Source organism: Komagataeibacter sp. FNDCF1 (assembly GCF_021295335.1).
Classification (GTDB): Bacteria; Pseudomonadota; Alphaproteobacteria; order Acetobacterales; family Acetobacteraceae; genus Komagataeibacter.
Genome location: NZ_JAIWOT010000001.1, coordinates 3415995 through 3430809 on the forward strand (window position 1 = coordinate 3415995; position 14815 = coordinate 3430809).

Annotated in this window: 12 protein-coding genes; 5 read left to right on the forward strand and 7 right to left on the reverse strand. The window is 61.8% G+C overall.

The annotated features are described in order from the left end of the window. The 4 genes from LDL32_RS16010 to LDL32_RS16025 all read left to right on the forward strand — a co-directional run bounded on the left by LDL32_RS16010 (position 1) and on the right by LDL32_RS16025 (position 5634). Positions 1–1143 carry an acetoin dehydrogenase dihydrolipoyllysine-residue acetyltransferase subunit gene (locus LDL32_RS16010; RefSeq protein ID WP_233068446.1) on the forward strand — a complete coding sequence of 381 codons (1143 nt, stop codon included), beginning with the start codon at positions 1–3 and terminating at the stop codon, positions 1141–1143. A gap of 301 nt (positions 1144–1444) precedes the next feature. Next, positions 1445–2914 carry a xylulokinase gene (gene xylB, locus LDL32_RS16015; RefSeq protein ID WP_233068447.1) on the forward strand — a complete coding sequence of 490 codons (1470 nt, stop codon included), beginning with the start codon at positions 1445–1447 and terminating at the stop codon, positions 2912–2914. 170 nt (positions 2915–3084) lie between these two features. After that, positions 3085–4215 carry a major royal jelly family protein gene (locus LDL32_RS16020; RefSeq protein ID WP_233068448.1) on the forward strand — a complete coding sequence of 377 codons (1131 nt, stop codon included), beginning with the start codon at positions 3085–3087 and terminating at the stop codon, positions 4213–4215. A 48-nt stretch (positions 4216–4263) separates the two neighbouring features. Beyond that, complete coding sequence (locus LDL32_RS16025; RefSeq protein ID WP_233068449.1) at positions 4264–5634, forward strand: sugar porter family MFS transporter; 1371 nt, start codon at positions 4264–4266, stop codon at positions 5632–5634. Positions 5635–5715: 81 nt separating this feature from the next. Here LDL32_RS16025 and LDL32_RS16030 read toward each other — a convergent pair whose 3' ends face one another. Then, positions 5716–7098: an aminotransferase DegT gene (locus tag LDL32_RS16030; RefSeq protein WP_233068450.1), complete on the reverse strand. Its 1383-nt coding sequence runs from the start codon at positions 7096–7098 to the stop codon at positions 5716–5718. A gap of 44 nt (positions 7099–7142) precedes the next feature. Continuing rightward, a complete protein-coding gene (locus LDL32_RS16035; RefSeq protein WP_233068451.1) occupies positions 7143–8216 on the reverse strand; it encodes a DegT/DnrJ/EryC1/StrS family aminotransferase in 1074 nt (357 codons plus the stop codon). Between the two features lie 530 nt (positions 8217–8746). Between LDL32_RS16035 and LDL32_RS16040 the strand changes: the two genes are divergently transcribed. Then, complete coding sequence (locus LDL32_RS16040) at positions 8747–9544, forward strand: hypothetical protein (protein ID WP_233068452.1); 798 nt, start codon at positions 8747–8749, stop codon at positions 9542–9544. Positions 9545–9563: 19 nt separating this feature from the next. Here the strand turns inward: LDL32_RS16040 and rfbD are convergent, their stop codons facing one another. Genes rfbD through LDL32_RS16065 form a run of 5 tightly spaced genes read right to left on the reverse strand, consistent with a single transcriptional unit; the run spans position 9564 to position 14673 of the window. Continuing rightward, entirely contained in the window at positions 9564–10460 is an 897-nt protein-coding gene (gene rfbD / locus LDL32_RS16045) for a dTDP-4-dehydrorhamnose reductase (protein ID WP_233068453.1), read from the reverse strand. 50 nt (positions 10461–10510) lie between these two features. Then, positions 10511–11080, reverse strand: coding sequence for a dTDP-4-dehydrorhamnose 3,5-epimerase (gene rfbC / locus LDL32_RS16050; protein WP_233068454.1), 570 nt, complete (start codon positions 11078–11080; stop codon positions 10511–10513). Between the two features lie 44 nt (positions 11081–11124). After that, positions 11125–12147, reverse strand: coding sequence for a glycoside hydrolase family 5 protein (locus LDL32_RS16055; RefSeq protein WP_233068455.1), 1023 nt, complete (start codon positions 12145–12147; stop codon positions 11125–11127). Beyond that, positions 12144–13508 carry a polysaccharide polymerase gene (locus LDL32_RS16060; RefSeq protein ID WP_233068456.1) on the reverse strand — a complete coding sequence of 455 codons (1365 nt, stop codon included), beginning with the start codon at positions 13506–13508 and terminating at the stop codon, positions 12144–12146. The genes LDL32_RS16055 and LDL32_RS16060 overlap by 4 nt, the downstream gene beginning before the upstream one ends. Further along, positions 13492–14673, reverse strand: coding sequence for an acyltransferase (locus LDL32_RS16065; RefSeq protein ID WP_233068458.1), 1182 nt, complete (start codon positions 14671–14673; stop codon positions 13492–13494). The genes LDL32_RS16060 and LDL32_RS16065 overlap by 17 nt, the downstream gene beginning before the upstream one ends. Positions 14674–14815 lie beyond the last annotated feature (142 nt).

The window sequence follows — 14815 nt, forward strand, 5'->3', positions numbered from 1 at the left end:
ATGGCACACGACATCACCCCCATCACCATGCCCAAATTCGGCCTTGCCATGACGGAGGGCAAGATTGCCGGCTGGCTGGTCGAACCTGGCGCCACCATCACGGCGGGCGAGGAACTGGTCGATATCGAGACCAGCAAGATCACCAACACGTTTGAAAGTCCGCTCGCGGGCACCTTCCGCCGCCAGGTCGCGGCCAATGGCGAGATGCTGCCCGTGGGCGCGCTGATCGGCGTCGTGGCCGATGCGGCGGTGGCGGATGCGGATATCGATGCGTTCGTTACCCGTTTCCAGGCCGAATTCGCCGAAAGTAACGGAACGGCGGAAGGCGGGGAGACAGCGGACGAACCGGTGACTGTCACGGTAGGGGACCATACCCTGCGCCTGCATGAACGCGGGCAGGGGGACGAGACACCACTCGTGCTCATCCATGGCTTTGGCGGTGACCTGAAAAACTGGATGTTCAACCATGCCGCCCTGGCGCAGGGGCGGCGCGTCATTGCCTTCGACCTGCCGGGCCATGGTGGTTCATCAAAGGACGTGGGACCGGGCACGCTGGAATTCTTCGCACAGGTAACCATGCAGTTACTTGAGCATCTTGACCTGCCGCGCGTGCATGTCATGGGTCATTCGCTGGGGGGAGGGATCGCGCTCACGCTTGCGCGCATGGCCCCGCAGCGTGTGGCATCCCTCGTGCTGATCGCGCCCGCCGGCATGGGGCGGCAGATCAACATGGACTTCATCAACGGCTTTATCGAAGCCGACCGGGTGCGTGCCCTGCAGGACGTGCTGAAATACCTGGTGCATGACAAGTCATTGATCGGCCGGCGCATGGCCGATGACGTACTGCGCTACAAGCGTCTGGACGGGGCAGAGGCGGCTTTGCGCACGATTGCCGCCGCCTGTTTCCCCTCGGGCCAGCAGGGTGATGACCTGCGCCCCGACATCCAGGCCGCCGACATGCCGGTCACCCTGGTATGGGGGCAGATGGATGAAGTGATTCCCGCCGCGCAGGCCGATGGCCTGCCCGCCGCCATCACGCGCCACATGCTGCCCGGCATCGGGCACATGCCCCAGCTTGAGAGTGCCACGGCCGTCAACACGATTGTGGAGGAATTCATCAAAACCAGGGTCGCCACGACTTGAGGAATGGCGGGGAATGAATAATCCATAAGTAAAAAGATCCTTTGTTCCGTCTGGGGAAAGGCCGGTCCGGCCTTTTCTTTTTTCATGAACGGGGGAACTGTTGCGGTAGTGTAATATAAAAACCGTTCCCGCCCCATGCGGCACGCACCGGCACGTCATGCCCGGCAGATGCGGTCACCAGAAGGTGTGCAGCCCGTACTTGCGCTGTTGCGGTCATTATGCGTTCACTTGAATGATACGAACGCGGCAAAGCAAGAATAGCCGGGCTGTTTACCCCAGACCCGGCACGGGAATAATAATAATGTTTGTCGGGATTGATCTGGGCACGTCAGGCCTGAAGGCCGTTCTGGTTGATGAAATGCAGCGTGTCATTGCCAGCCACACATACCCCCTGCATGTCAGTTCCCCCCATGCGGGATGGAACGAACAGGCGCCACAGGACTGGTGGACAGCACTGCTGGCCGCCATGGACGCGCTGGCCGCCAGTCATCCGCGTGAAATGGCGGTGGTCCGGGGCATCGGCCTGTCGGGGCAGCAGCACGGGGCGGTGCTGCTGGGCGAAGGGGGGCGGGTGCTGCGTCCGTGCATCCTGTGGAACGATATGCGCGCGGTGGCGCAATGTACGCAGTTCGAGCGCCGTTTCCCGGAATTCCGGCAGGTCTGCGGCAATATGGCCATGCCGGGCTTTACCGCGCCCAAGCTGATATGGGTGGCGGAGCATGAACCCGGCGTGTTCCGCGCCACCCGGCATGTCCTGTTGCCCAAGGCCTGGCTGCGCTACCGCATGACCGGGGACATGATCGAGGACATGTCGGACGCATCGGGTTCCCTGTGGCTGGATGTGGGCAGGCGCTGCTGGTCGGATGGGGCGCTGGCGGCAACGGGGCTGGAGCGCAATGCCATGCCATCACTGGTCGAAGGCACGGCGCAGGCGGGGGCGCTGCATGCCGATCTGGCACGGCGCTGGGGCATGAAGGTGCGCCCGGTGCTGGCGGGGGGCGCGGGAGACAACGCGGCGGGCGCGGTGGGGCTGGGGGCGGTCACCCCGGGCTCATCCTTCCTCTCGCTGGGTACATCGGGCGTATTGTGGATTACGACGGAATGCTTCCGGCCACACCCGCAGGGCGGCATCCATGCCTTCTGCCACGCCGTGCCGGACATGTGGCACCAGATGGGGGTCACCCTGTCGGCCGCGTCTTCGCTGGCATGGTGGGCGCGCACGACCGGCATGACGGAGGCGGCGCTGCTGGCCGAACTGCCTGATCGGATCATGCAGCCTTCCCCGGCTATTTTCCTGCCGTACCTGTCGGGTGAACGCACGCCGCATAATGATGGACGCATCCGGGGTGCCTTTGCCGGGCTGTCGCATAACACGACGCGCGCGCAGATGACGCAGGCGGTGCTGGAAGGCGTGGCCTTCTCCTTTCGTGATGTGGTGGATGCGCTGGCGGTGGCGGGTTCGGTGGTGAAGAAAGCGGATGTGATCGGCGGCGGCTCGAACAGCCGTACATGGGTTTCCATCCTGGCCAGTATAACCGGGCTGTCGCTGCACCGCCTGGCGCATGGCGAGCAGGGGGGCGCATTTGGCGCGGCCCGGCTGGCCCGGCTGGCGGTAACGGGCGAGCCGGTGGAAAGTGTATGCCTGCCACAGGCGCGTGAGGAGACACTGGCACCCGACCCGGGGCTTGCTTCCGCCTATGCCGCCCCCCTGGCGCGTTATCGCGCGCTCTATCCCGCCATGCGCGCCGCGATGGAGACATCGCCACGATAATGGTGCGCGGCAGCGTGGCGGGCCGCGGGTTTCCCATGCCAGTGCGACACCCCGCGCGTGGGCTGCCGGCACGGCCGCCGGCCCCTATCCCGACCCGGGCGAAAGGCTGATATAGCATGGAGTGGTCATATCGCCCCGTTGGGCAAGAACAGGAAGACGGATCAACCAGCATGAAAACAGGCCTCCTTTCCACAATTTTCCATCGCGGCGCATGGACGTTCGCACTGCTGTCATGTCTTGGCCCGGCTGCCGTGCGGGCCGCTGACAGCGTTGACCATGGGGCGGCGGCCACGGGCAATGTCAGCGTTGTCGCGCGCTTTGCCGACATGCAGCCCTCCGGCATTGCCGCGCTGCCCGACGGGCGGATCGTACTGGCCTTTCCGCGCAGTGCGGCCGACCACAAGGGGCCACGCCTTGGCCTGCTGCGCGATGGCAAGGTTACGCCTTTCCCCGATGAGGCGACGCAGGCCCGCCTGATCTCTCCCCTTGGCATGACGGTGGACGCCTCGGGAAGGCTGTGGATCGTGGATGAGGGAACGGTTGCCGGACAGAAAACCCCGCCCACCCCGGCACTGATCGGCATGGATGGGCATACGGGCCAGATTGTTGCGGATATCGCGCTGGGCAACGGGGCGACGCTGGCGGACAGCCATGTCAATGACGTGCGCGTGGACATGACGCATGGCGCGCAGGGCACGGCATATGTCAGTGATACCTCGCTTATGGATCACCCTGCCATCATTGTGGTGGATATTGCCACCGGCCATGCCCGCCGCGTGCTGGAAAACGCGCCCTCCACCCGTGCCGAGCCGGGCTTCGCCATGGAACTGGATGGCCGGATGCTGCGCTATGACATGGCGCATCCGGCCATGGGGCAGGGGGGGATTGACGGCGTGACGCTGAGCACGGATTCCAGCAGGCTTTACTGGCAGCCCCTGTCCAGCCGCAGGCTGTACAGCGCACCGACCGCCCTGCTGGCCAACCCGGCCACCACCCCGGCCCAGCTGCAGCGTTCCGTGCGTGATGAAGGCGAGGACGCAGTGGTGGATGGCATGGCCACCGGGCCGGACGACACCCTGTACCTGACCGATATCGAGCGCCATGCCGTACTGCGCCGCACGGCGGACGGACATCTGGATGTTGTCGCCCATGACCCGCGCCTGATCGCGCCCGACGGGCTGGCGCTGAAGGATGGCGCGCTGTGGCTGACCGTGGGCCAGTGGGGGCGGCTGCCCATATTCCACGACGGCCACGACATGGAAGAGCGCCCGTGGATCGTGGTGCGTATTCCGCTGAAGTAAAACCAGCCGGCACACATACGGACCGGCAAGCTGAAAGAACGCATAATAATGGCGCATGACAGGCATATGGCTTCCCCCGGTTCCGGTATTATCAACCTGATCGCGGGGGTGGCGGCAACGGGCGGGCTACTGTTCGGATATGATACCGGGATCATATCGGCGGCCCTGCTGCAGATCACCCCGGATTTCGCACTGGGTACGCTGGGGCAGCAGATCGTGACATCGGCCATTGTCGCCGGTGCGCTGGGGGGCTGCCTGATTGCCGCCCCGCTGTCGGACCGGCTGGGGCGGCGCTACATGATCATGTTCGCGGCCCTGGTCTTTATTGTGGGCACCCTGGTGGCATCGCTGGCGCCGGGGGTGGGGCTGCTGGTATGTGCACGTTTCATACTGGGGCTTGCGGTTGGCATGTGCTCGCAGATCGTGCCGGTCTATATTGCCGAAATTGCCCCGCGTGAAAAACGCGGCCAGATGGTCGTGCTGTTCCAGCTGGCGGTGGTGTCCGGTATCCTGATTTCGTTCATTGCGGGATATCTGTGCCGCAACCAGTCATGGCGGCTTATGTTCGGGCTGGGGATCATACCGGCGGTCATCCTGTTCGGTGGCATGTCGGTACTGCCGCGCAGCCCGCGCTGGCTGGCCATGAAGGGCAACCTTGAAGGCGCGTTCGAGGTGCTGCAACGCCTGCGGCATGACCCGCAGGCCGCCCGCATGGAACTGGATTCCATCATCGCCATGCATGATGTGCAGGCGCCGTGGTCGGCGCTGCTGCAGCCATGGGTGCGGCCTGCGGTCGTGGCGTCGGTCGGGGTCGCGCTGTTCTGCCAGATCACGGGTATCAATGCGGTGCTGTATTATGCGCCCACCATCTTTGCGGGCGTAGGGTTCGGGCAGAGTTCGGCATTGCTGACCTCCATCGCCATAGGGGTGGCCATGGTGCTGTCCACCGCCTTTGGCAGCTGGGCGGTGGATGCATGGGGGCGGCGGCGGCTGTTGCTGCGGCTCATGCCCGGTGCGGTCATATCGCTTATGGTGCTGGCCACCATGTTTGGCATCGGTTCGACACAGGGCATCAATACATGGATCACGGCGGCGGCCGTGGTGTGTTACGCCATATTCAACGTGGGCAGCCTGTCGGTTGCCATATGGCTGGTGGGGGCGGAGGTCTATCCCCTGTCATGCCGCAGCAAGGGCATGAGCCTGGTCGCCGCGACACACTGGACGGCTGACCTGCTGATTTCGCTGACCACACTGTCGCTGGTGCAGGCGCTGGGGGCGGCGGGTACGTTCTGGATGTACGCGGCCATCAATCTGGTGGCGGTTGTGTTCGTGTGGCGCTACGTGCCCGAAACGCGCGGGCGCTCGCTGGAGGATATCGAGGCCGCGCTGAAAAATGGCACCTTCAACAGATTGACCTGAAGCATGTAGAAGCACGACAGGCTGCATGCGCGGGGCGCGCGCGATGCAGCCTGTGTGAAAAAACAGTGCTACGGCAGGGGATCAGTGATGGATGCCCTGCCTGGCATTGAGGGCGGACGGAGTTGCATGGGCAAGCGGGGGCAGGGGGGCTTCCTCTGGCATGAGCTGGGAGAGGATCTTCTCCCCGATGGCGTTCTGCCATAGCCACAGGCTGTTGACCTGCCCATGGAAGCTGCTTTCCCCCCCCATCGCGCCGGAAGGACTGTAGCCCGAAGCCAGGCCCAGCCCGAACAGACCCGGAATTTCACGGCCCGACCCGTCCAGAATGCCGCAGTTCCCCCCGGTCAGGCTGCCGTCGGGGTGGTCCATGGCCAGCGCCATGGGGTGGGCATGCCGGTCCATGATCATGACACGCCGGGGGCGGTAGCCGAAGCAGGCGATGATGGCGTCGGCCCCGTCCAGAACCGCGCGTACGGCTGCATCATTCTCACCGGTAATCTGCATCGTGCGCAGCCGGGGTTCGGGCGGGGCATTGGCTATGCCCATCAACTGCATCGCAAGATCGCGCGAATCATAACGCAGGCCGCCAAAGCGGTACACGAACTGGCTGATCGGGCAGATATCGGCTGGCCCGAAATCGTTGTAGCCATCGGCAATGGCTTCCTCTGCCGTACGGTAGAACAGTTTCAGGGGGGATTTGTGCAGCAGTGTCAGGTTGCCCGGCGCAATCAGGTCTTCCATATCGCGCAGGATGACACGCGCCACGGACAGCGCACTGCTTGCGCCGCCGACTATGGCGATCTTCGGTTTCCTGCCCCCGGCGACCATGGCGCGGAGCCGGCCTATGCCGTCGGGGGCCAGCAGATCATCGGATTGCATGAGCCTGTCATGGTAATGCGGCAGCAGGGGCTGGCCGCCAACCCGTTCATCACGGAGCCGCTGTTCCGGCTGATGGGCACCCAGTGCCAGGATGACCCGCCGCGCAATGACATGCTGCGTCTGTTCACCGCAGGTGGAAACAAGATGGGCAGCCCAGCTTTCCCTGCCGCTCTGGCGCAGGCTTGCCAGCCGCCACCCGGTCAGCAGTCGTGACGCGGGATGCTTCCTGATCAGATCGGTCAGCACATGCCCCACCAGGTCCTGGAAATCCGCCACGACCCGCAGGGGGAGCGGGCGCTTGCCATGGCTGCGGATCATTTCCACCAGGGGGTGGTGCTGCAGCCGGGCCAGTTCCGGTACCGGGTTGTCGACAAGGGTGTCGACAAAGGTTTCCGATGCGCTGTCCGAGTTGATGACATAGCGCCCCAGCATGCCTGAACCGATATGGGGCGCCTGCTCAACCAGGGTGATGCCTTCATCAAGCAGGCGGGGGAGTTCCCCGATGCGTGCTGCTGCAAGCAGCAGGGCAATCCCCGCCGGGCCGCCACCGGCGATCAGGACGGGTGTCGTGGGATAGGATGGCATGGCGTATGGGTCCGTTTTCCGCAGGGTTGAGGGAGCGGGGGGGCTTACATATCGTGGGCCGCGCAGGCGTTCAGGAACTGCTGGCATACGTAATGCACCATATCGGGTGTCATTTCGTGCCATAGCGGCAGTGACACGATGGAAGATGACAGGGCGCGCGTTGCACTCAGGTCACCAGCCCTGCAATGGGTGGCGAAATAGCTCTGTTCATGCAGGTGGGGTGAAAAATAGGTGGATGTCCCGATCCGCTTCTGTTTCATGCGCTCGAGTATGGCGCCACGGTGGGGGACAAGGTGTTGGGGCAGGCGTACCGGCAGGAACTGGTAGGATGTACGCGTGCCGCGCTGGTGCTGGAATTCAAAACCGGGCAGATGATCATAATAAAGCTGTTCTATCGCACATTTTTTCCGGACCACGGCATCCAGATGCTCAAGCCCCGACAGGGCAAGCAGCGCCCCGATTTCCGGCAGTTTGGAATTGAGGCCCGGCATGGTGGCGTGGCGGACCTGCCCGAACCCGAAATTCCCCATGGCGCGCAGGGCCTCGATCATGTCGGGGTTGTTGGCGTATATGAAACCGCCTTCCCCAATTCCCATTGTTTTTGTTGCATGCAGGGAACATACGATGGCATGTGGCGAGCCACATCCAAATCCCTGCCCGCGTGCATCCTGTGCGCCCAGGGAGGCTGCGGCATCTATGACGACAGGAATGCCGGTTTTCTTCTCAAGTTCGGTATAATGCGCGATATTGGTGGCGTTGCCGAAGGTTGCGTACGGGAAGATGGCGGCAACCTGGCCTTCGTAATCTTTCAGCAGCTGGTCTTCCGCCTGGTGTGAAGCCATCCAGTCCGCCGGATCAATATCACAGAACAGTGGTGTAAAGCCTGCCCATAATACAGCATGGGCGGCCGCGGCAAAAGTAAAGGACGGCATGATGATATAAGGCGTTCTGGATGCGGTGGTGTGGCGGGTGACGTATTTAAGCGCCATCATCAGTCCGATCGTGGCGTTGCATACCGTTACGCACTGACCGACACCACCGAACATCTGCTCGATCAGGCGTTTTTCGAACTTCTGGTTGATCGGACCATAGTTTGTATAGATACCGGACTGTTCCATCGCGATAATGCCATCGGATAACTGGCTTATTTTCGGAATATTGGAACGAATGAATGATATTTCCGGATACGACATTTCTGTCATTTCTATATTCCGCTTCCTGAAATCCGATGGCCGTGCCCGGACATCTACCTGAAGCCTCGGGGAAAACACCATGCCCCGCGCAACCAACACTAAACACGGATATCGGGTACAGGTTCAATCCGAATATAAATATATTATTTACCACACGTTCATGTTACTGGCCAGTTATGTCGAAATATACAAATTTCGGGAAAAGCCAGTCCAATTCATGAAAGATGTAAATCAATGAAATTTTCGTGCTGGCGGAATATATGTAAAGCATAGTAATATAATAAATAATAAGATTCCGTTTTACACATAAATCAATCCAGCCATGTGGAGTGCCGAACGTGATCGCAGCGAAAAAATGCGCGGTTGTGATGAAGACATATGCATGGGACAGTTTTGTCCATCGTCAGCTCAGACGCCTTCAGTCCGTTTTTCCCGGTACGGATATCTTCGTATCCATGGATGAGACAAACGGCTTTGTGGGCACCATTGCGCATGATCGCGTCCTGCGCACCTGCAATGCCGACATGCTGGCCCTGGGGTTTGCCAACCGTTTTGAAAAAGGCAGCCTGATATGGTGGAACGCCGATTACACCCACTATCAGGTGCATGACCGCATCCCGGATTATGATTATTATCTGTTCGTGGAATATGACGCGTGCATCGGGGGGGATGGCAACCGCCTGCTGGCGGACATGATGGCGGATGATGCCGATTTCGTGGCCCAGCCCATTGATGCGGGACCGGGGTGGTACTGGGCACGTTTCCACGCGGCCAGCTATCCCGATACGCAGCTGCGTGCATCGCTTAACTGCATTTCGTTCTTTTCGGCCCGGGCGCTGAAGCATCTGGCGCACAGGCGGCGTGTCATGTCAGCACCCGATGGGCCACACATCCCGTTCTGGCCGCTGGGTGAGGCGTTTGTTGCATCCGAAATTGCGGCGGCCGGCATGTCATTCATGCCGCTGGCGCGATATGGGGATGTATCGCGTTATCGCTGGTTTCCACCGGTGCTGGAAACGGACCTGGTACTGCCACAGGCCGGGTGTGCCTTCATCCACCCGGTGCTCGATCGCAAGCGGTATATTGCCAGCCTGCTGCGCCATACCCATTTCGTCCGGCATTACTTCATGCGCGGTAGCGCATTGCGCCGGGAACTTGCACGTTTCCCCGGTGAAGTCTCGCGCGCCCGGCTGTATCGGGCCGCGGCCAGCCGTGCACGGGAACGCCTGCGGCTGGCCTGCGGTGGCATATAGGGCAGGCCCCTGTGTCGCGTCAGGATTGCGGCTGGGGTGCGCGGTGCGCCATCAGTTCACCCACAACCCGCCTGACTTCCGGCCGCCAGGGGCCCGGCGCACAGCCGAACACCTGCTTCAGCCGCGTGCAGTCAAGCCGCGCATCATGCGGGCGGTGCGCGGGTGTGGGCCAGTCCGCCGTGGTAATGGCTTCAATGGCTGGCCGGGGGTTGCCGTGTCGCGCTGCCATCTCGATTGCAGCGCAGGCCAGTTCGTACCAGCTCGCCTGTCCTTCCCCTGCGGCATGGTAGATCCCGGCATAGTCCGCTTTCCATCCCGTATCGCGGATGCGGGCGATGATCTTCATGATCACATCGGCCAGCGCATCCGCACTGGTCGGGTTGCCGATCTGGTCACCGACCACGCGCAGTTCCGGACGCCTTGCGGCGGCCTCGACCATCGTGCGGACGAAATTACGATTATAGGGCGAATACACCCATGCCGTGCGCAGGATGATGCTGTCGGGATGCGCGGCCAGCACGGCCTGCTCGCCCTCGGCTTTCGTGCGGCCGTAGACCGAGCGCGGGTCAACCGGGTCGGTCTCCACATAGGGGCTGCCCTTGTCGCCGCTGAAGACATAATCCGTCGAGATATGGATGAACGGAATACCCAGTTCACGGCACACGGCGGCCATGCGGGCGGGGCCGGTGTGATTGGCCCGCTCGGCACCATCCACATTGGTTTCCGCTGCATCCACGGCGGTCCAGGCGGCGGCATTGACCACGATGGCGGGCCGGTTCACCCGCAGGACGGTGTCAATCGTGTCCGGGTGGTCAAAGTCAAAATCCGGACGGCCGACCCGTATTACATCCGCATACGGCGCAAGCGCGGATGCAAGCTGGCCAGTTCCACCGGTTACAAGTATTGATGAATGCATCTTGATCTGTTTTCTTTCTCAATTTCAGTTAAAATACGGAATGGGTGCCGTCATGCATCCACCGTGTGCGTGAACCAGTCATCCACGCTGGAAAAAGCCAGTCCCTCGGCATCCTTGGCGGATACGATCGCCTCCCCGGCGGTAACAGGCCAGTTGATTGCCAGCAGCGGATCATCCCAGCGCACGGAGCGTTCGCATTCACGGTTCCAGAAGTCGGTGCATTTGTACTGCACCTCCGCATTGTCGCTCAGGGTGCAGAACCCGTGCAGGAAGCCCGCGGGGATCCAGAGCTGCGCACCGTTTTCAGCGGAAAGCGTTTCTCCCACCCATTGCCCGAATGTGGGGGAACCCGCGCGTATGTCCACACCCACGTCCCATATGCTGCCCCGGGTGCAGCGGACCAGCTTGCCCTGCGCATGCGGCGGCAACTGGCAATGCAGTCCGCGCACCACGCCGCGCTGGCGTGAAAGGCTGTGGTTGTCCTGTACGAAGGGTTCGGTAATGCCGATTTTTTTCAGGCGTGCGGCGTTATAGGTTTCCGTGAAATAGCCACGGTCATCTTCAAACCGGGGTGGCGTCAGCAGCATCATGCCTTTGATGTTGAAAGTCTTTATGTCCATGATTGGATTCCCGTATCGCGGTTGTTGATGGCGTGATCTGAAATTCAGTGCTGCCTGCCAAGGAAGGGCCGGATGGCCTGCATCTGCGGGCGGTCGGCGCCGTGGTCCGGTTCAAGCGTGAACATGTAATTGCCCCATAGTGGACCCGCCGCCCAGTACGTCCAGCCAGACCAGACATCGGCATTGTCGTGCATATGGGTAAGAAGGGGGGCGAGAAGCGCCACGCATTCGGGCTGGCGGCTGACCCCGAATTCCCCAAGGAAGCCGTGGGCCCTGTGTGCATGCAGCCAGTCGGTAAAGGATTTGATCCGGGCCAGCGCCTGGTCCTGTGGCACGCAGGCCGGCTTGGTGCCCGAGGCATCGGTGTCGAAATATTCATGCACCTCGTAGACCAGCCTGTGGGCGGGATCCACGAGTGTGCCAAGGGCCGGCCCGTTGAGGGAGGCGAAAGACTGCGCCCCGTCCCACCCGATGCCGGGAACCAGTATGACATTATGGCTGCCCGTCTTGCGGATGGCGTCAATGGCGGCCTGCACGCTGTTTTTCCAGGCTTCGGCGGAGTGCTGCTGGGGTTCGTTCATCAGCCCGAACAGCACATGGTCATTCCGGCCGAACACCTGTGCCAGCCGTGACCACAGATCGGCAAAGGCCGCATCGGGAACCGCGTCGGATCCGACTTCCTGCCCGCGGTAGCGGCCGTAGTTGTGAATGTCGAGTACCGTGCTCGCACCCTTGCCCTGTGCGTAACTGACAAACTGCTGCACGCGCTGCAGTTCCCTGTCGTCCAGCGGGCCGTTCAGGGTGGGTTGCAGGCGCTCCCACAGCACGGACAGGCGGAATGTGTTCATGCCAGCCTGGGTAAAGTAATCCACCTCGGCAGGTTTGGGGTAAAGATAGTCATACCCGTAACGCCCTGGCAGCTTGGATGATGAATAGCCGGCCCCCGCCAGGTTTACACCCCGCCAGGTCTGCGCGGTAGCGGGATGAAGGGCGGGCAGCACAAGGGCCGCCCCCGCAACACAGCCTGTGAGCCAGTTGCGGACACGGCGGGAAAAGGGTCGTTTCATGCAGTGTGCTCCGGTGAGGGGGAAAGCCTGCTGAAGCGCAGCGACTTCACGCGTTCGGCCATGCCCGTCGTGGCCGCAAGCGCATCCGATGGCGTGATGACACTGTTGGTCGTGCCATACAGGAACCACAGCAGGGCCGACGTCTTGATGGTGAAGACCGAGGCGCCGATGCACAGCGAGGTCGCGAAATACAGCGAGATCATCGCCTTCATGGACACGGCGGCTTCCGTGCGGGCGGGATGCATGGTGAACAGCGCCACCAGGAATAATGTCAGCGGCAGTCCAAGGTTGTTGATGATGTAGGCGTAACCGGTATCGGCCGTATAGACCTGTGATGGCGCCATGGCGAACCATTGCGGCAGGTTCCAGTAATCCAGCAGCCGCCCGGAAAACAGCAGCCGCCCCGAAAAATCGTCACCAATGATGGAAGGCAGGATGCCCGGCATTTCATGGTTGGCCCCCTGCAGCATGAGCCCCATCATGACCGTGACCGGCATGGCGAAGACCACGAAGCGCGAGCGGTAGAGGGGGGTCATGCGCAACAGGATCATGGCCATGGCGCAGCCGGAAGCAAAACGGGAATCCGCCAGCACGAAGCACAGCGCCGACAGGAAGAACAGGAACGCATGGCGCAGGCGGGAGCCGACACGGGTGCTCAGGCACCACGCAAAGCCGATGGCGGAGAAGTTGCCCAGTGAGTCCGGTTCCAGAAACAGGGAGGACACGCGGTGCGAACCGAATATCGACTGGAAAAAGGTGCGTGACGCCGCGGCACCGCGGTTGCCGCTGATGAACAGGTTGGTATTGCTGTAATTGACCGTGCCGCTGCTGATCACGCCCTTGTTGACATAATAGGTCCAGACATCGAACACCGTGCCGAACAGGTTGGTGAACAGCAGTTCGAAAAACCCGATGAACAGGATCATCGCCATGAGCGTCCACATGGTCCGCTCACCCGAGCGCAGGGTGGACCGCGTGCCAAGCTGGTAGAACAGGTAGGCGATGGCAAGATCGTGCAGGATCTTCAGATCAAGGCGGGGATTGATGAACTTGGCCCCGATCTCGAAACACAGCATGACCGCCGTGATCCGGACCACGGCGGGGGAGATGGTGTTGCGCACTTCCAGAAAGGCCAGGAAGATGATGCCCAGTTCACACAGGGCGATTTCGGAACTGTGCACCGTGATGACATGCCGCGTGTTGATGAAGCACAGGACAAGATTGAACACGGCTCCTGCCACCACCAGCCACGAAATGCCATCGGCGCGTGACAGGGCGGGCGCGCGGGTGGCGGGCTGGATGGCGGCGCGTGCGGGACGCGGCGCGTACACGAAAGGTGTGGTGTCAGACGCGAGAGACATGCGTGTCCGTTCCCTCTCCTGCGGTAATCGGGCGGATGCTGGCGGCCGCCGGGCTGAGTATGGCGCGCCCCAGCCTGCGCCCCATGTTGTGCAGCGGCAGTTCCAGCACCGTATAGGTCAGCGCCGCCAGTGTGGTTGTGAGCACGACTGTCACCATTCCCAGCCCGAACTGTGTAAGCGAGGGGTGGGAGAGCAGGGTGGGTGCGCCCATCATGCGTCCCGCCAGGCTGAACACGATCAGCATGACCGGCAGGTGCAGAAGGTAGATGCCATAGGACAGTTCGCCCACCGCAATGACCGGTTTGCTGAGCAGGAAACGGTACTGCCGCCCCGACGCATACAGGTCGCGGATGACGACAAAGGCGGCTGCCGTTTCGATCATGTCGGGGATGCGTTCGGGCAGGTTGAGCGGGGCAAGGGCGTAGCGGTCATATAAAAGTACGGCCACCGCCAGCAGCGCATACAGCCCGTGGTGGCGCGGCAGGGTCGTGGGCAGCAGCGGAATCAGCGCGCCCAGCCCGAAGCACAGGGCAAAGACCGTGCCCGTCTCATGCGGCAGGGGCAGCAGGGCGATGGCGGCCAGTGCGGCCAGTGTCAGTACCCGCAGCCGGGGCGCACGGACCAGCACGAACAGCAGCGGGAACACCACGGAATACATGAGTTCGACACGCAGCGACCACATCGGCCCGTTATAGCGGGTGAACAGGCCGGATACCGATGCAAGGGTATTGCGGATGGAAACCGGCGTCTGCAGGTTGCGTGACAGCCAGCCCACGAACACCCCGTCCGCCACCCAGCCACGTGCAATGACCATGCTGGCAATGGCAAGCGCTATGGAAAACCACAGCAGCGGATAGATCCGGAACAGGCGCTTTACATAAAAGCTGCCGACAATACGCCCGGTCATGTGCGTGTATTTGCGCAGAGACAGTGAAAGTACGCAGCCGCTCAGTACAAAAAACAGCACGACCGCCGCTTCCGCGTTGAAGGCATAGGTCACCAGATCATGCACGACCGCCAGACCCGGGGGCCGCGTGGGCTGGCTGTAGCGAAAGACCTGTATGGCATGACCGAACAGCACGACCAGGCAGGCAACACCGCGCAGGGAGGTCAACTGGTGCAGATAATTTCGTTCCGTTCCCGAATTTTCCGTCACGGATGACATTATTCAGTTCCCCCGGTGTATGAATGACGTGTTTGTGGTGATGGCATGTCTATGCAATGGCGGGCAGAGCGTAACAGAATATAAATGTATAAAACACGTAAAATATGCCAACACAATTCTTTGTCCCATCGCCTCTGTCAGG